Below are 18,470 nucleotides of genomic sequence, written 5' to 3'. Positions count from 1 at the left end.
AAACTTTATAATAGAGTTCGTGTAAGATTTCGTTTACCATAAAATCAATGACTTACGATGTCTCGAAAATCAGCATGAGTGCCCTGATGCGGCCGGCTTTCGACGCCGGCATCGCGCTCACCCGTCTGGACGAGCGCATCGCCCGCTCGCCGGTCGGCGCCGGCTTCCTCGAACGGCAAAATTTCGCCGACGCCTGCGCCTCCCTCTGGATCGACGGCGAATTGGTGCATCTCGAAGACCTCGTCCTTCACGACGCCACCCGAGATATCCGCACGCCGACCCACGAACTCACCATCGCCCGCGACGTGCTGCGGACCCGCCGACGGATTTCTGGGCTGTCGCCCGACTGGGCCCTTTCCGCAGACGGTATCCGGATTTTGCGACAAACGTCGGACACCGGTGTGGGCGGCGCCGAAGCTGTGGGGCCGGCGGGTGTCATCAGGCCCGCCGTCGCGGTGGATGCGGAAGGGGAAGGGGAGGATGTCGATGACGTCGAAAATCTGCCCGGCGTCGATTATGCCGCCATCGATGCGACACTGGCTCGATCGTCGGCCGCGATCGAGGACGCTACGCGACCCGTGCGCGCCGGCGGTCGCTTGTCCGAAAAGGATCCTTTGCTCTACGATCTCGACTGGGACGAGGATGCCCGGCTCGACGAATGGCGTGGCGTGCTAAGGCATGTGGAAAATCTGCCAGCGGCGCTACAGGTGATCGTCGCTCTCGATGCGTGGAACGAGCTGTCCGTTCTGCAGCACGCGCCCTGGCTCGGTCGGCTGTTTGCCGCGTCGATCCTACGGGAAGCCGGCATCACCACCGGCGCTCATCTGGCCGCGATCAATCTCGGGCTGAAAGCCATTCCGGTCGATCGGCGCCGCCACCGCGATCGCGAAACGCGGCTGCTTGCCATCGCCCACGGTCTTTTGGCAAGCGCCGAGATCGGCATGAAGGAACATGACCGGCTGGCGCTGGCTCGACAGATGATGGAGCGCAAATTGGCGGGAAGACGAACGTCTTCGAAATTGCCGGAGCTGGTGGAGCTGGTGATGGCCAAACCCTTGGTGTCGGCCGGGATGGTGGCCAAGACGCTCGATGTGACGCCGCAGGCGGCGCGGCGGATCGTTTTGGAACTCGGCCTCAGAGAGATGACGGGAAGGGGGAGGTTTCGGGCGTGGGGGATTATGTAAAGGCTGAGAGACGAGTGTTGGTGGGAAGCGTCAATGATGGGTACCTACGTTGCATTCGTCGTCAGCGACGCAGGCCGGGCAATCTCGCTTCGCGTATGGCCGAACCTATGCGCGGACAGTGTGCTATCACCGACGTTATCAGTTGAAAAAGAGGGTGGAGAATGCGTTTTTTAGGGTGGCTGCTGGGACTGGCAGTTCTTGCGGGGGTAGTATATCTCTATCGACCCATCGCTGACTATGGCGTCGAGATCTGGCTGACGGTCGGCATTATTGCTACCACATGGTCAATCGTGCTCTTCACTTCGACCGTCGTCGATAGGGTCGTCGCACCGAATGACGGGGACTCCCGTGGCGTGTTCACTGCGTTGCTGTCACTTGCCTTCGCCTCGATGGGAGCCGTTTTTGTGGTCGCTGTTCACGCACAGGCTGCTGGTAAAAACTGGGGAACCTTCGGCGACTTTCTCGGCGGGGTCCTCAATCCAGTCCTGACCTTCTTGAGCTTCATGGCGTTGCTCTTCACCATCATCCTTCAGCAGCGTGAGATCCACGGCGCCAAGGAGGACGCCAAGGTTCTCCAGGACCAACGCCGCGCCGACCGGTTGAGCAGCGAGCGCATGCAGTTCGAGAACACCTTCTTCCAGATGGTTTCCATCCACAATACAATCGTCAACTCCATCGACGTCGATCGCGGTCCATCGAAGAACCAACTGCACGGCCGCGAGTGCTTCAAGCACTTTCGTGATGAGATGCAGACGTTTTACAACGCTGACGCCAGCACTGATGAATTGACAAAATCACTGGCAGCTCACGACCACCTATGGAGGTCATATCAGAACGACCTCGCGCACTATTATCGGTACCTTTACAACATCATCCGCTTCATCAATGAGAGCGACGTCAACAAGACCCGTTACATCCGTATTCTGCGCGCGCAACTCTCGGACTTCGAGCTTTTGGTCCTGTTTTACAACGGGCTCTTCCCGCTGGCGGCAAAATTCAAGGAATATGTCGAGTTTTTCACTCTGTTCGACAATCTTCCGAAGGACTTGCTCTTCGACCGTTGCCACGAGCAATTCTACGAACCAAGCGCTTTTGATGAAAAAGCGCCGAAAAAGCCTCTTTCTTTCACCGATGTCGCACCATAGCTGACCTGATGTTTGATCTCGTCCAAGTGACGAGGTTCAGCATCTTAGGGTTGTTTTAAGCTGGATATCGTAAAGCTGACTTCAATGGAATATTGGCAATACTCAGGAAACGGCCAAACCTGGCTGGCTCATGCTCGATCTCAGTACCTCGCCGCATTGAAGGTGGCTGATGGATCAGATCGACTCACTCTTCTTAGGTCGCTGATACGCCTGAGCGGTGGTCGTTTGGATCTCGATCGGGTTGGCATCGATTTGACGGGCGAAGATGCAGCAGATCTTTTGCGCTTCGGCATCGAATGTTCCGACACAATCGTGAGCTTCGTGGACGATCCGGCACAAGACCGTGGAGCGGTCGATCTCGTAGCATTGAATGAGCTGGATTCTCGGGTGCGCCGGGTGGATGATGATTGTCCTCCCGATGCTGTCCTCTTGAGACATACGACCTACAAATCGTATCGCTTGCAAGCGCAGAAGTCATCGATACGCGCGCTCCTAACGATGCCCGATGGCGCTGGCCTCATGGTATGCATGCCTACTGGCGCCGGGAAAAGCCTCCTCTTCCAGATAGAAGCGCTGGAGCAGCGTCGCCGAGAACCCGGTTCATGCGTTCTGGTCATCACGCCCACCGTATCGCTCGCACTCGATCACCAAAGAACTCTTTCGGTCATGCCGGGTTTAGAAAACTCTCGCGCATTGGCAGGCACATCGACACAGGCTGGAGGAGACGACCGGCTAGACACGTTGAATGCGTTTCGCCGTGGCGAAGTCCCGGTCCTGTTCATGTCGCCCGAACTGGCGCTTGGCATCGGGCGTGAGCATCTTCTGGACGCGGCCGCCTCGCCGGATGACAAACTGGCGCCTCTAGAGGGCCGACTGACCACTGTCGTGATCGATGAGGCGCACATCATCGAAAGTTGGGGGCGTACGTTCCGCCCCGACTTTCAGCGCCTTCCGGCGCTCATCGACGATCTGAAAGCGCGACAGCCTAAACTGAAGACATTGGTTCTCTCTGCGACGCTGCCGCCTGCTGCTCGACGCGTGCTGCGATCCGCCTACCACAGGGTCGGGGACTGGATGGAGATTGACGCGCGCAAGCCAAGGCGTGAGTTCGACATTGACATCAAAGCATTTCCCACTGCCGAAGCGCGCGACGCACAGCTAGACTACCTCATAGATCGGGCGCCAAGACCACTCATCGTCTACACGACGGTTGCATCGGAACGGGATGAAACCGATTCCTTTACCGAGAACTTGACGTCTGCCGAGGCGGTTTTTGAGCGCCAGAAACGGCGAGGTTATCGCCGCATTGCCCTATTTACTGGGGATACGGGTGGGGAGGAGCGGAAGACAATCGTCCAGGACTGGGCGCGAGGCGACATTGACTTTGTCGTGGCCACATCAGCTTTTGGTATGGGCGTCGACAAAGCGAACGTGCGCACCGTCATTCATGCCTGCCTACCAGATAGCCCGGCACGCTACTACCAGGAGATCGGTCGCGCGGCACGCGATGGTCATCAAGGTCTAGCGCTTGCACTCTTTACCGACACCAATGGGAAGGCTCTCGATGACGTCAAATCTGCATTCTCGCAAGCCACGGGCTCGTGGCTCACGCGCAAAAAGGCAGAGCCAAGATGGAATAGCCTCTATCGCAGTCGCTCGGACGTAGCCTGGAATTCCGGGAGAATGGGATTTTCGGTTGACCTAAATGCCCTTCCCGAGGAGAGCCGTAGCAAGCGCAGCTCAGATTACAATCGAAACTGGAATATGAGCCTGCTCAACCTTCTCCAGCGCGCAAACGCAATCCAGATCGTTGCGTGCGATCTCAGCGCCTCGAAGGAGCGGTGGCAAATTGAAGTTGCCGATCTACGCCTCCTGGAGGAAACCACCTCTGCTGCGTGGGACGATGTTTTTAACGTTCGCGCCCAAGAGCAGTCCGAAGCACTGCAGAACGTTCGCAACTTCAGTGGGATTATGCGTCATCCCGAAAACGCCTGCATCCTCCAAACCGTCTTTTCCCTATTGCAGGAACCCGACGCCGATTTAGTAGAAGAATGCGGTCGATGCCCGCACTGCAGAGCGAGGGGAATTCTGCCGCCGGATTCGTCGCGTGATCATTCTGTCGAAGGCGGATGGAGCACGATAGCCGCGCCAAGGCCAGGCATACCGATCGGCATCACGATCGTTGCGCCTGATGATCCGCATATCGCTGCCGGTGTTGAAGATCTTGTTGTGAAACTCGCCCGTGCTGGAGTTGAACAATTCATCACCGCCCCTGACCTAGCCACGATCGTCGCAATGGCAATCAAGGAGACGGCGATCGATCAAGGATTTGTGCTCCCGCATGAAAGCGTTATCGGTCGCTATGCGGTCCACCCCGCCAGGGTGGCGACCGCACTTATCGTTCGGCGCCACGACGAGCGTACTGAATTGCTTTTCAAACAGGCCAAAAAATGGGTTGATGATAAGTTGATCGAACAACTGATTCTGATTGCCGATCCGAGCATTCGGTTGCAAGGCAGGCGACTGGATCAGGTGATGTCGAAGCGTGCGCCCTACAATCAATCCCATCTCGATCGTTCGCCAGGTTTATTGTCATGAGCATCTTGTCCAGTACGCAAGGCACCCCGGAACGGGTCTGGTCGCTTGTCAGTCTTGTGGCAGCAAATGACGGACGTATGGATCGAGCGGAGGCGGCCAACTGGCTTAATCCGACCTTTCTCGAAAACGGTAAACTGTTCGATGACAAAGAAAGTTTTGCGCAGGTTCAGGGCGCCGCAACCGCGCTCGGCGCCTTGACCCTCGACAATAAGTCGCTCGAGCTCAATCAAGCGTGCGATACTGCCGACTATCGTTCATTTGCGGACTGGACACATCAGCACCTACGGTCCCTTGGAAGCGACCAAAAGGATGCGGTAATCCTCGAGGCCTATGCATGGGTCCTGGCGCGTTGCCGGCAGGAAGGGGATTCGGCTTGGTTCAGAGCGATGCCTGCGTCCGAACAGGCCGATGCTATCAACGAGGCGCTCCCCGACGGAAGTGATGATGATGGCGATCGAAGGATGAACACCTCGAAACTCGCCAGTTGGCGCCGATGGCTCATCTTCATGGGACTGATGGAAGAGTTGCCGATGACTGGTACTTCCAGGTTTCACCTTTCCGCGACCAAGAGGCTTCACAAGGAGATTGAGAGAAGCGATCTCCCGCGGAACGTTGAAGTATCTGCCGAAGACTTCCTTTTCCGTGTTCGAAGCGAGGCGCCATACCTTGATGGTGGCAAGATGTTTCTTGCAAGCGCACGAAACAACTCCATCGCGTCCGATGAAAGGCGTCTGTCACCGGTCTTGAGTAGCGCACTGCGCGATCTCCACGACGCTGGCGTACTGGAACTCAAGATTCTCGGCGACCGCCCAGGCTATCATGGGCTGACGGGCGATATCGCGCATAAGGTCGGTGCCTTTCATGCCGTCAGCATTCGCGGAGACGTGAACATATGAATTTTCCGATGAAGGCGTGCTGGCGTGCCGAAGAAGTGGCGGGCATTGTCGCGAACGAAGCTTTGGAGCATCACGAGGCGATTTTCCTCGCCACCCATAGTGCCATCAAGGGATTCGACATTCGGGGCAGCCATCAGGGCGAGATTCGGTCCGCTGACGAAAGCGCAGTTCTCCAAGCGTTGTCGGATGCATCGCGCAAACATGCCTTCTGTGTCGTACAGGGTGAACCGGGATCCGGTAAATCGCACCTCATCCGTTGGCTGGCTCTCAAGTGGCCGGAAGGTCGCGACGTCACCCTCCTGATCCAACGCGCCGACGGAAGTCTCGAAGGTGCTCTCGAGCAGTTGAAAACACGCTTGCCAGCGGAGTTCAAACCGCTTTTCGACCGCCTGGGGCGGCGTCAAAGAGCAACAGACGAGGGTAGGGCGAAGAATTTCCTGAGCAATCTCGCAAACGCGCTCGACCCGAAATATTATGATCCGCCATTGGAGGATGTCGACTGGTGTGCCGCAAACCTGCCAGGCGAACTGATTGACAACCTCACCGTCAAAAATGAGTGGACGGGACCCGCCCGCATCCTCAGGCTCCTCGATGGCAAAGGTGAAGCTGAAGGTTCCGAGCGCAACTCGCAGTCCGCCGTCTTCAATCTCTTCGACATCAGCACACTGGCAGACGCCGCTCGCAGCGTGCGCAATTCCGGTGTCAGGCCGGGAGCCGAGCGTCTGGCCGCAAAAATCCGCGAGGAAGCCGACACAATCGACGCCTTTCGTCAGGAAGACTGGGATGATCCGGAGGAGCTCCTGCGGGAAATCGGACCTCGGGTGCCATATAGCGTAAAGCTACTGGAGGCCTTGAACAGGCGACGAAACGATGCCGTTCAGCATCTGCTGGGTGTTTCCGCGGAAGGTCTGAAAGACCTGTTTCGCGAGGTCAGGACCGTGCTTGCGCAGCGCGGTCAGCGCCTGGTCCTGCTCCTCGAAGACATCACCAGTTGGGAAGGTATCGACAACAGCCTCATCGATGTCCTCGTCACCAATGCAGATACGCGATCGATTGACGGGCAATCCGATCTTTGCCCACTGATCTCAGTGGTCGGCATTACCCCCGCCTACTATGCGGACCTGCCCGCCAACTATCGAGGCCGCATCACGCACGAACTCAATTTGGGTCTCGCCAAGCGGGAAGGCGAATTGCAGGATGTAGCCGCTCTGCGTGAGGAAGAGGCGCGGCTTGAATTTGTGGCTCGTTATTTGTCTGCGACCCGCGCTGGCGCCGATGTGCTGGGACAATGGCGACAATCAACGCGCGAGCAGTCTTCGCCCGACGCGCCAAATCCGTGCCTGAACTGTCCAATCAAGACTGGTTGCCATGCGACATTCGGTGCGTTCGATGATGTAGGACTTTATCCATTTACAAGAAAAGCGCTCGGCAACCTGTTTGACGCCCTCAACGAGCGGGACAATGGCCTCACCTGGAAAACACCTCGAGGGATCTTGCAGGCCATTGTCAGCCCTGTTCTCGAACAGGCCGACGCCATTGAGGCTGGTGACTTCCCGACACAACGTTTGGATAACCGGGCACTTTTGCCCGATAGCCGCAATCTGTCGGGCATTCTCGAACAGATGATCGATGCAAGGCTGCCCGAAGGACGTGATCACGCTCAGATTTCTCGATTGATCTCCTACTGGGGCGATCGCAATCGCTCCACCACGGTCAGGCTCGAGGACGGAACAATCGCGTTCGCGGGGGTTGCAAAGCCTATATACGAGGCCTTCGGATTATCTTGGATTGGGGACGTCGAGACCGAGGTCAAGGCTCCTCCTGTCATAACGCCGGTTGTCGAATTCACTGCGGTTGAACCAACCGAGACGGTTGTTGTTGAAGAAAACGACGGTCCACGGCGCAATGCTGCGCTCAATCAAACCCCTGTTTCAATTTCGAGGCCCGCCGCCCCTCCTTCCAAGCGTCCCTCACTAACGAAGTCCGAGCTTCAAAAGTCACGTGACCAGCTTCGCCATTGGAAAGAGACGGGTGAACTCCTGAGCCCGATGGAATGGAACAAGCTGGTTCATGGGCTTGTCCAATCGATCGATGCGCGAAGCGTTTCACTCGACAGAGATACATTCAAAAGATTGTTCACCGACTCCCAGGTCAAGCTCGAAGGTACCGCGCCGATCCGCCGGGGCTATTTCTGGGTCAGCAAGGATGAATGGGTCCTTTCGGGTCTTGAAGCTTATCAGGCTCTGAAACTCGACAAAGGCCTGGATAACAGCGAAGTCGAAGTGCATCGGCGTGCTCTTGCTGCGCTTCTTCGAAGGCTTGAGCCCCAGATAGAGCAGTATGCCGATCAGAGGCTCGGCCTCGTGGACGGGAAACGTCTGGAGCCTTCGGTCACCTACGCACAAATCCTTCTTGCACGTGCTTGGCTGCGTGGTACCGCAAGCCCCGATATGCCGCTTCCGGAGCAGCTGAAGATCATCCTTTCCGACGAGGATGATGCAGAAAGCGATCCTGCAACCCGCTCGTTGCAGTGGCGTGAATTCCTGAACAAAACGAACCAGCAACATAGGCTGCTACGCGTTGCGTTACGCGACATGCTCTCAATCCCGCAGGGCGAGTCTAGATCATTTGGTCTGGCCGACGTCTCAATACTCGCCGCACCGTTGGAATTGTTTCGGGTCACTTTGAGATTTGCGCCTCTTCCGGAGGAAGTCGATTCCGGAATTACACTGCTGGAAACAGCTAAGGGCATTGTATTGAGTGTGAAAGGATCGCTCCAGAACATCCTGCGCTATGAACGCGAGCGTCTGGTCAGTCAGGTCGAAGGTTTGATGGAGATACGCAGAGGCTCGGCTCTACGCGACCACATCGAACGCGTCGACAAAGCAATCGATGCAGTGTCGACCTCGGTGCCCGGCGCAAGTCCTGACCTGGTGCGTCAATGGAAGACAATGTTTGGCCGCGTCAAACCTTTGCTGGATTCCGACGCGGTCTATGCGGTGCAGACGTTCCTGCTGGAGGTCAGTGATCTTAAGGAGGAGGGGAAGGTGATTTCCCTTAAACTTGCTGCCGGAGCGCCTTCCCGCGATCTCGCCCAATTCAAAGACCTGGCGTCACTTGGTGAAACTGTCGTCGCTGAATTGCTGGAGCATGTCAGAGACAAATTGAAAGCCCGTGCCGGCGCGTCCTCCCTTGCGGACATTCATAACATGGGGACTGCACTCGTCACCCTTGGCAGCGATCAGAAGGGGGCAATGTCATGAGCGACGCCCTTATGGACCTGGAACAACTGTTGCCGTCAATCCCCGCCGCCGTTGAGCGACAGCGGGTCGGCGTGCAGCTTGATCGCTTAAATGCCAAGCTCGCCGATTTTTCGAATGCAACAGGACGGTATAAGGCCGTGTGCACGGTATCCCTTCTCATTGGCTTCAACGACGAAAACATCACTGACATGAGAGAGGCGGCTCTTGATGCCGGGCGCTGCCTGAAATCCGCGGTTGACGAGGCCACGCTCGAGGTGGCCGGGCGCAGTTACGATGATTTGAAAGCGGCAATTTCAGCGGCAGACAAGGCAACCCGCTATCACTGGCGCACGGTCGTCACGAATGAATATAGGCCGATTGGCGTCGTCGGTTCCCTTTTGCAAAAATTTGGCGACGCGCTCGATATCGGTGAACGAATGATTGCTCTTGCTGAACGAGCGGAGCGTTCCACAGGGCTTCAGATCCTGGATTTGTCGAATGAGATCGCATCCCTCGTTGGCATTCGTGCCGATCTGGAAGCTGAAAAGGCCGACATGACAAAAAACGGTGAGGTGGACGATTTCTTGACAAAGCTTGCCTCGGGCCGGGCGACCCTGAGTTCCGTCACGCCGTCGGTATATTCCTGGCTGAGAGAGCATGACGCGCTCGATCAATTGGCGGTTTCATCGCGATAGAACTGCCGCCAGACTAGCTTTCCATACAAACGAAGCGACTGAGCAGCGATCGGCTTGTTGCCGATTGAACCAGTGAATCGCCCATCAGGTCGCTCGATTGATGAACGCACGCCCTGCAACCATCGACGCACATTTTCATACCCAATCGCATGACTTGATCGGAAAGTCGGCTCGACGGGCTAAGGCTTCCATCCATCGCCGCATCTTCGATCACCTCATACGCGCTGAGTAAGCGCCCTGTCACGCTGGTTCGATCATCCGTAGCGTCCTGGACGACGGCGCTCGCCAGTTCCCACATTGTGGGGAACCGACCGAACGATTGCCGCAGTTTCGTTTCTTGATCACGGACCGCCAGAGCAACGTCGTAAACACTGAAGCTTTCGGAGCCGATCGTCTCTTGGTCGAACAGTACGCGCTGAATATTCGCAGGGACCGGACCGTCGTCGATGCCGAGGGCTGCCGACATCGCCGAAAGGGCTTGCTCGTCGGCGCGATCGATATCACGCCAAGCAGCGTGCTCGGTCCGGCGTTCGAAGAACCTATCGACGATCACGTCTTCCGCGGCGTTTGGGCACTCGTGTATGAGACCCGCGCGCCAGAGTTCCTCGAATTCCCCGCTATTTTCTATAAACGAGCGGGTAGTGCCATCTCCGTGTGAAGCCAGTTCGCAGATTGTGATTGCGGCGCTATCGGCGCTTGCAAACTGCATTGGAAGTCGTGCGTGAAACATCAACCGGTCGGGGTCGCCGCCGCTCGCTCTGGCGAAGGCTTCCTTCAACCGGATCGCCAGGCTTTGGATCAAGCAACTCTTCAGATATCTCTGAACCAAAACCTGATCGCCTGCGGCCCCGATCGCCTGCGCCAGAAGTGGCTGAAACTTAGCCTCACCCATGGCGGCGGCAACCTCTGCGACACGATCTTTTGTCAGCAGTGGATGCTCGCTCAACAACTCCGAGCGGATGTTTTCGAACACAGTCGACAGATCCCTCGCTGACCAAAATTTCAGAAGTGCGGAGAGTTCTTTGCGCAGTTTATCCGAAACGACCGCGCTAAAGATCAATTCTGCTGCTCGGTTGGCCTGGTAGGCATTGACACCAAAGGAAAGTGCCTGGCTTTCGATCATATAGCGTGCCATCTGCGACCCATGCCAACGGCGAAGCGCCGGGTTGGTCTCGAAGTCGGTTAAGGTTTGATCGATAGTCTTGTTAATGGTGTTGTTGTTAAGCCTGAAGGTCACGCCTTCAGGGTGTATATGGAAGCCGTGCAACACAGGCTCCGTCTTCCCAGGCACCGTAAATATCTGAGTGATCGACAAAGGCGCGGTTTTTGGGTCGTTCACCCTCACCTCTGCGTCGGCACCCCAGAAGACTTTCGCGACCGCAATACCGGTCGCTGCCTTTTTGCTACTGCTTCCAAGATAGGCGTCTTTCCGCTCGATCCATGATGAAAGAGCAGTGCTCCCAAACTGCCTTCCTTTTGATGGATCTGCTTTGAGGATCGGAAATCCTCGCAGCGAGCCGCGCGCGCCATGTTCGACGCGCATTGTAAGAGGTGCGCCGTCTGGGGCGGGTGCGACCGCACCGCCTTGCGATATCCACTCGGAGCGCCACGATGCGCCACGCATCTTGCCAAGACGGCGCAAGGTGATTTGTTTTGGCCGCATGTATATTGGCTGTAAACCAGGCAAGCCAGACGATACGTCATCGGGAAGGTATTGCCCAGCATCGGGCAATGCCGTTATCGCGTCGGGATGATAGTCGCCGGCGTCAAACCAGGGATGGGATCCTTCAACGGGTGGCCGCCAGAAAACGTCCATGCCATCATAGCGGCGGGTTCCGTTTCCAGGCGCCAGAGATTGCATGGCGAGAGCAATGTCATGTCGTTCGCCGATTTGTGTTCCATCGGCGAGTAGCCTTAGCTGCGGTCCATCGCCAGTCTCAAACAGGACACTCGGGATCCAGTCGCACTTTTCACGGAAGTCTCTTGCGAATCGGATGCCGCCGATATCCCCCATATTTGCGATGACGTGTTCCCAGAATTGGCGAGCGTCTGTCGCGTCGAACTCTTGCCATACATCCGGTCCGAATGCCCTAAGAACCAACCTTTCCGCTTGGAGCAGCGCTTCATTGGCCGGACGTTGGTACGAAACCCATTGGCCGTTTTCGCGTTCGTGGGCGGCAAAAGCGTCCAACATCGTAGCGATGACCTGTCCTCGCCTCACGAAGTAGTTCGATGGGTTAAGCGGTGTATGCAGTGCCTTGGGTTCGAGCATCGTCCGAGGGCGCCGATACCACCACGAGTCCCGGCTCGAGTAGATCGACAGGGTCACGCCGGTGATCGGGCGATCATCTGACCCACGGCCCCCGCGCCCCTTACGTTGTATGAAACTCGCGAGGTTGGACGGCGCATAATGCTGATAGACCATGGTGATATCGGGGTCATCGTAGCCAACTTCGAGCGAAGATGTGGCGAAAAGGATGTCGGCATTCTTGATTGTCTCTTCGACCGCACCCTTCGCCCCCGCATGAATCGGCTGGCGGGCGACGGCAAGGGGGCCATCTTTACGTCGTGGCCCGCGAGCGCTCCATTGTGCCTGGTCAGTCGCGGCGAAATGCCAACACTCGCCGTTCCTAAATGTGTCGCAACCGTAAGGCTCTCCGCAACAACTTGTCCGCTCTGATCCTGACGTAGGATCATTATCGTAAAGTGATGTCCGCAATGCCGGCAGGTGATTGTCCTCCGCATCCATGAAGGCGCTGTGAAGGCGACGCAACTTGTCGATCGAATCGAGAAACACCAGGCTCCTAAATCCGCCATGCTTGCCGGTCCGCCTGCGCATACCATGTGACAGGCACATGATCGTCTGTATCGATGTTGAAGCTCCGGCGACGTCATGTCCTCGGGATTCCACCTCTGGCTGGACGAAGTAGAAATATTCACGACCGCGAGGATTGATCTCCTTTTCTTTTTCGAAGGGCGTGATCAGTTCGGCCCGTTCCCGTCCGATCAGATCACTCCATACCTTTGCTGGATCGCCGAGCGTCGCGCTCATTCCGATCATCAGCATAGGCGGCGAGGTGGGCCGCTGCTCGGACCGCGCTGCCAGGCGACGGAAGGTATAGCCAACTTGGGCTCCGTGAATGTGTGAATAGAGATGGATTTCGTCGGCGACCAAGGCCCGTGGAGGCGCGAAGGCCGCGTCGTCACCAAAAATGCGTCCTGCTCTTGGATCTTGCATCCACTGGTGTAGCGAGTCCGTTGTTGGCAAGAAGAAGGCCGGTGGATTTGCCCGCAACTGCGCCTTTGATCCCGCCCAGCCATCGAACTGGAAATCGCATTCCACGCATGCCAGCCTATCGCGACCCTCGTGGCCGCGCCCGACATGAAGATGCAGATCTTTCCCACATTCAGGGCACTTGAAAAATGGAAAGAGGAGGTGGCCGGCGCCGAGCTCTTTCCACCCAGCATCTACGTCCCACTCCTTGAGTTGCCCGAAATCTTCGGGAACTCCACCCAACTGCAGGCCGGCACTTATGATCGGCATGCCATCCTGTTGAGAAAAAAGTGCCAGGTAGCGCACAAGGCGCTGCGCCTGATTGGTGGCCAACCGAATGCGGGGGTAGGCGAGAATAGCACGCGTGCCGCGAATGCCGCTCAGGGCATCGCCGCCCGCAACCGCGATTAGCGGAAGCACTGCGGCTTCAGTTTTACCAGATCCCGTGTCTGCAGCGATGACACAGTTCTCAAAGCCGGAAGGGAGTGCCCACGTCTGGAATATCGCCTCGAAACTGCGCCGTTGGAAGCCGGCAAGCTTCGCCTTATTGCCCCATAATCCTGCCAGAGCCCGCCCCAGTGCTTCAAGCGAAGCGGCGTAGTATGGTGCCGCGCTTGATGCGAGTGGCGAAAACACCTCGCTGATCACCTCAGTTTGCCGCGGCTTGTTTCGATCACGCAATTCGATTTTCAAGCTGCGCACCAGATAGGGGCGCCGTGTCGCATCACCTTTGGCGAACCGTTGTTTGACATAACGGATTTCGCGCGCCAATTCCGCCATGCGGCTACGAATTCGCCCATCTGCGGCGACCATGATCCAACCGTTGGCTAGAAGCCTTGACACAGCTTCGGCAACTTGCGACCGCGGCATAACCATGTGCTCTGCGAGCATAGCCGTCGAGGACCACGCCTCGACGACCCCAAAGTTAATGCGGCCAGCCTCCAGGTTTTCCAGTGCATTCAAGACCTCGAAGTCGGTATCCGACAGAACCGGCGGTTCTCCGAGGGGCTCGTCTTCATCAGTGTCTTCAACCTCTGACCACTCGACGGTCAATCCGTGGCTGACCGTGCCATAGATTACCTGACCTTCCTCTGCGAGACGGTCGACAACCAGCTTCAATTGATCGCGCCCAGTCTCATCGATCCATGCGTACCGCTGACGGACAATCTCATAGAGCGGCGCCAACGATCCCTTACGGCAGTCGCGGATCACGCTCGGCAGGGACTGGAGAACTGTCGCATAATCGACTGACAATTTAGGTATGCGCGGATCGAGCGGGCTCGCGGTCCAGAAAGAACCACGTGGGCCCCGCTTTTCGCGGAGATCAATACAGCCCAGCGCGTGGAGTTGCGACAGACCGGGCAAAAGGCTTTCGCGGGTCGCAAGGGCCGTCTTGAGCTCCGCTTCGGTGGCGGACGAAAACTTCGAGCGCATCGAAACGCGGTTGACCGCTTCCAATAGCCGCGAAAGTTCCTTCGAAAGGACCGGCTCGAGAGCAATCTCGGCATCGATCTCGTCAAGCGCTTCGAATGGACTTTCAGTCGCGAAGCCCCGGCGCCTAACCTCAACGCTCGCCGCTTGGCCACCCTCTTCGCCAAACCGTACTCGGGCCACGGGTGTAGTATCAAACACGAACTCGCGGAGAATTTCTGCCTTGTCTACCTGTTCCTGATTGTTGGGGACAGCCTGGAGAAGGCTTTTGCTGACGAGGACGATGAGCTTCGTCTTTGCCCGGGTAATGGCAACGTTCAGACGTTCCGGTGAAAAGATAAAGTCGGCTTCCGCGGCAGCAAATTCACTGTCAGCAACGGTGTAGGAAAAAAGCACGACATCTCGCTCTTTTCCCTGGATCCTATCGACTGTCTCCACAAAGGCATTAGAACGCAAATCTGATCTCAGTAGATTGCGGATGGTCGAATTTTGCGCTCGATGCGGACTGCAGATGGCGACGTTTGAAGACCAGAACGTGCTCGAAACGTCCTTTCCGTTCTTGGCAGCCTCGATCCGGTCAACGAGTTTCGCTGTTAGATCAGCGACGATCTTCGCTTCAAAGGGATTTGAGGTGGCCGCCGAAACTCCTTCGTAGAGCAAAACCGTAACAGGAAAATCCGGATCGAGAACAGCTTCCTCCCAAGGCTCCAACCCTTCCTTCCAGTCGGACACCAGAGCCAGTCGGCTGTCTGGTTTGGATGAGCGGTAGACGCCCGGATAGAACTTCTTCTCAGGGAACGATGCGAGTGGTTGATTGAGGCGGAACGTTTCGTCGAGCGCGTATTCGGGCAGACCAGCGGATTTCAGCAGTGCGTAAAGAGAACCGCCGAGTTGGCGCTCCCCCATTGCGATCTCTCTACCAGCTCGGATCGGAGGCAACTGCCGATCGTCGCCGGCCACGATGAGACGTCCACCCTCGCGAAGCCCTGCCATTGCCATCAAGCCATGGGAAACGACCATCTGCGAGGCCTCGTCGACGCAAACAAGATCGAAGAGATCCGACGTATAACGGTCGCCGATTTTGCTCTCGCCGAGAATGCGATAAAGCGACCAGACGGATCCGCCCGCAACCACCGCATCTTGATCGAGGTCACCCAGCGCGCCTTCAGATCCCTTTTTGCCCAGAATCGCGCGATGTTGCACAAGGGGATCAAGCCCGTTCGACGGTGAAGTGCCGAAAAAATGCGTCTCGAATAGACCCGGGCAATGGCGAGCACAGTGACGCGCCACGCTGTCGATGACGTTACCGATGGCATTGCGCGTAAACGCCGTGACGAATACGCGTGCCCTCATGTCGCGGCGCCGCCTAGCTTGAATGTAGCCCAAGATGAGCCAGGCAAGAAGATGCGTCTTGCCCGTCCCCGGTGGACCCAAAATTAGGCCTGCTCGCTGTTTTGCCAGTCCGACCCAGGCAGCAACCTGTGCGGAGGTTAGCGGGTAGTCTCCATGAAGAGCGAGGCCGGGTGCCGCAAAGTCGTCCAGCGCTTCGCGCCAGATATCTGGATCGTCGGAGAGATCACCAAATGCAGACGGCTCACGCAAAAACTCAAGAATCTGACTGCGGATCGTCATGCCGAGGCTTCCTGTCCGAGGTAGCTGATAAAGGAGGCAGCGCGCTGGCTGTTTACGTCAAAGAATGCCTTGTCGATAAACCATCCATCATCCGCGGTGCGGTCCAGGAGTGCCTGGAACGTCTGACTGTCGAGAGCCTGCTTGCGGATCTCGACACAAATCTGATGGCTTGGCAGAGGCGGATCGAGATCAACGATCCGGCACGAGATATCTTGCCACATCGCCGGATTCAGGCGCAGGTCGGGTGCATCATTGTGAAGAATGAGGTCCATGTCGCCGGCAGTGAGTTCCGCGTCGCGACTTTCACTGGGGATTTGAAATATGAAGCGTCGGCTCCCCCATTGGCCGCCTTTGAAATCCCGATCGCGACGAAGCCTTGCTAGGCTGCGACCAGCATCGCGCCGGCGCTGGAAGGGTTTTGCCAGATTAACCAGCGCTTCCAACAACCCCGCACGATTTTCCAGCAGTTCGCATGCTAGCAAGACGTCGAGGTCGATAGCATTCAAAGGATCGAAACTCGCTTGGAAGCGGAACGGCCGCTTTGCCAAACGCAGCAAAGGGGCACCGTTTTTCGTGGCCTTGCGATCTTCTTCGACGAGCCATGCAATCAGTCCCTGCGTGGCCATGAGACGTGAGGTCACATCTTTGATGATAGCGTCTCGCGACGGCGCCTTCTGTGCCTTCTCCCGCAATCCCCGGATAACCTCGATAGATAGGAGAGACGAAAAAGGTCGCTCAAAGTCCGCTTCCGGCGCATAGGCATGGCCATCCGATCCCAGGGCGGCTTGGCTCACCTGCCTCAGGTCGTATGAGACGGCAACCGGCAGGGCATAAAGTTGTTCGATGACGCTTCGAAGGGCTGTCGCAGGAAGATGATGGACACCGCGAAACTCCGGTTCTGGAACAACGTCTTCCGGAGGGAACAGTCTGACGAGGTGGAGAAGACCATTTCTGATCGCGTCGCTATCTAGGTGACGGCCGATCGCCGCCTGCAGATTGATCGCCTCGGAGGGTTCGTAAAGGAAGATATGGGCGTAAAGCGGATCCGCCTGACTACGGCCCTCTTCAACAGCAAGGTTGTGGTCGTCGATTTGAGTCAAATCGAGAATGAGTTCGCCAAGAACGGCAATCAAGGCTTCGCACTCATCGTCCAAGCTACCGGTCTTCGGGATGACGATTGAGGGCGATCGTATAGGCTTGCCATTCTCAATCCGGGTGTAACCCAGGGCTGCTATTCGATCATCGACTGGGTCATGATCGACATTGATGATTAGCGCGCAGTCGATTTTTCCCGGCATCAGATATGTGTGTTCGTCTTCCGTTCGAAGCACTTTATTGCCTGCCAAGGACTTGGCCCGTGTCACCAAGAGCGGCGCGCGCTTGCTGAGCGACCAACTGAGGCCAGGCGTCCTGCTTAAGCCTTCTGCCGCCGCCAGTTGGCCAACCCTGAAAATGCGATGTTTGTTGAGAGTTCGCTTTGCTTCGTGCGTCAGGCCGGCGACAGCTGAAACATCGCGCGTTGCCGGGTCTTTTTCAGGGGAGATCGATCGACGACAGTGCTCCAGGTAACTGCACTGTTCGCACTTGAAGTATAGGTGGAAGAACGTCTCATCGATGCCGTTTCCAAGCTCTTTCATAGCAATGTCGGGAAGGACATTTGCGCAAAAATCGTCGACAAGCCGAAGATAGGGGGTGAGCGCAAAGCGCTCGACCTCATAGTCGCTGGATTCCGCGGTCGAATGTTCGGCGATACGCCAGATCTCGCCATGGTCGCTCACCGTAAGCTTCGGGATCTTCATCTCCCGGATAACCTCTTCCAGGACGCGAACATAAAACGCGACCTGAGTCTTGTGAAAAGCCGTTGCCCGGCGTGTGGCCTTGATATCGATAATCGTCAACTCGCTTGATCCCGAGTGCGAGATGGACGGTTCGATGCGAAGCAAATCTGAGATGTTGCGGTTTAGAAAGAGACCAGTGTCTCGCAAGAAGCTCGGTGTGTTTTTGGGAAAGAGGTTGACCTGGGCCGCATACCGCTCAGGACGTAGACCCCTCAAGAAGGCTGCACTTAGCGCTTCGGACAGAATTTTTTCGTCCCGTCGCGGCTTTAAGACCGCAGAGCCAAGCGCTTCCACGATACCATCTTCAAACTTCTTGCCGAGGATAGCCCAAGACTGTTCGCGGATATCTTTGACGATCGGTACGCTGGCCAACTCCTCGTCGCTGGAGAGTTCGTAGCGAACTTTTCGTTCACACCGGTATTGGAACCACGACTTCACGGTGGTGGCGCTAAAGCCCTTTGCCATCCCTCAACCCACGCTTGCGATTCGCCTGATCTAGACGATGGCAATCCTTTCCAGTCCCTGCAAGTTATTG

8 protein-coding genes are annotated in these 18,470 nt (G+C 56.9%); 6 read left to right on the top strand and 2 right to left on the bottom strand.

Going from position 1 to position 18,470, the window contains the following annotated elements:
* Positions 1 to 38 precede the first annotated feature (38 nt).
* The 6 genes from GA0061100_RS30270 to GA0061100_RS30240 all read left to right on the top strand — a co-directional run bounded on the left by GA0061100_RS30270 (position 39) and on the right by GA0061100_RS30240 (position 9,760).
* Positions 39 to 1,184 carry an RHE_PE00001 family protein gene (locus GA0061100_RS30270; protein WP_075856553.1) on the top strand — a complete coding sequence of 382 codons (1,146 nt, stop codon included), beginning with the start codon at positions 39 to 41 and terminating at the stop codon, positions 1,182 to 1,184.
* Between the two features lie 161 nt (positions 1,185 to 1,345).
* Positions 1,346 to 2,329: a putative phage abortive infection protein gene (locus tag GA0061100_RS30265; protein ID WP_075856552.1), complete on the top strand. Its 984-nt coding sequence runs from the start codon at positions 1,346 to 1,348 to the stop codon at positions 2,327 to 2,329.
* Positions 2,330 to 2,413: 84 nt separating this feature from the next.
* On the top strand, positions 2,414 to 4,927 hold the full coding sequence (locus GA0061100_RS30255) for a DEAD/DEAH box helicase (RefSeq protein ID WP_083961484.1): 2,514 nt from the start codon (positions 2,414 to 2,416) through the stop codon (positions 4,925 to 4,927).
* Positions 4,924 to 5,823 (top strand): hypothetical protein, encoded by a 900-nt coding sequence (locus GA0061100_RS30250; protein ID WP_143525577.1) that lies wholly within the window; start codon positions 4,924 to 4,926, stop codon positions 5,821 to 5,823. The genes GA0061100_RS30255 and GA0061100_RS30250 overlap by 4 nt, the downstream gene beginning before the upstream one ends.
* Entirely contained in the window at positions 5,820 to 9,086 is a 3,267-nt protein-coding gene (locus GA0061100_RS30245; RefSeq protein ID WP_075856548.1) for a P-loop NTPase family protein, read from the top strand. The genes GA0061100_RS30250 and GA0061100_RS30245 overlap by 4 nt, the downstream gene beginning before the upstream one ends.
* A complete protein-coding gene (locus tag GA0061100_RS30240; RefSeq protein WP_075856547.1) occupies positions 9,083 to 9,760 on the top strand; it encodes a hypothetical protein in 678 nt (225 codons plus the stop codon). The genes GA0061100_RS30245 and GA0061100_RS30240 overlap by 4 nt, the downstream gene beginning before the upstream one ends.
* A 13-nt stretch (positions 9,761 to 9,773) precedes the next feature.
* On the opposite strand, the gene GA0061100_RS30235 is transcribed toward GA0061100_RS30240, so the two are convergent.
* Both GA0061100_RS30235 and GA0061100_RS30230 read right to left on the bottom strand, forming a co-directional pair.
* Positions 9,774 to 16,097, bottom strand: coding sequence for an AAA domain-containing protein (locus GA0061100_RS30235; RefSeq protein ID WP_075856546.1), 6,324 nt, complete (start codon positions 16,095 to 16,097; stop codon positions 9,774 to 9,776).
* Complete coding sequence (locus GA0061100_RS30230) at positions 16,094 to 18,400, bottom strand: hypothetical protein (protein ID WP_075856545.1); 2,307 nt, start codon at positions 18,398 to 18,400, stop codon at positions 16,094 to 16,096. The genes GA0061100_RS30235 and GA0061100_RS30230 overlap by 4 nt, the downstream gene beginning before the upstream one ends.
* Between the last annotated feature and the right edge of the window lie 70 nt (positions 18,401 to 18,470).

The sequence above is a fragment of the Martinezella hainanensis genome (assembly GCF_900094555.1).
Taxonomy (GTDB): domain Bacteria; phylum Pseudomonadota; class Alphaproteobacteria; order Rhizobiales; family Rhizobiaceae; genus Rhizobium; species Rhizobium hainanense.
Note: the sequence above shows the minus strand (reverse complement) of the source record. Positions and strands in the feature narration are given on the sequence as shown.

Excerpts from the sequence above, each read along its gene's own strand:
- GA0061100_RS30265 (WP_075856552.1), top strand. The coding sequence starts at position 1,346 with ATGCGTTTTTTAGGGTGGCTGCTGGGACTGGCAGTTCTTGCGGGGGTA.
- GA0061100_RS30255 (WP_083961484.1), top strand. The coding sequence starts at position 2,414 with ATGGAATATTGGCAATACTCAGGAAACGGCCAAACCTGGCTGGCTCAT.
- GA0061100_RS30250 (WP_143525577.1), top strand. The coding sequence starts at position 4,924 with ATGAGCATCTTGTCCAGTACGCAAGGCACCCCGGAACGGGTCTGGTCG.
- GA0061100_RS30245 (WP_075856548.1), top strand. The coding sequence starts at position 5,820 with ATGAATTTTCCGATGAAGGCGTGCTGGCGTGCCGAAGAAGTGGCGGGC.
- GA0061100_RS30240 (WP_075856547.1), top strand. The coding sequence starts at position 9,083 with ATGAGCGACGCCCTTATGGACCTGGAACAACTGTTGCCGTCAATCCCC.
- GA0061100_RS30235 (WP_075856546.1), bottom strand. The coding sequence starts at position 16,097 with ATGACGATCCGCAGTCAGATTCTTGAGTTTTTGCGTGAGCCGTCTGCA.
- GA0061100_RS30230 (WP_075856545.1), bottom strand. The coding sequence starts at position 18,400 with ATGGCAAAGGGCTTTAGCGCCACCACCGTGAAGTCGTGGTTCCAATAC.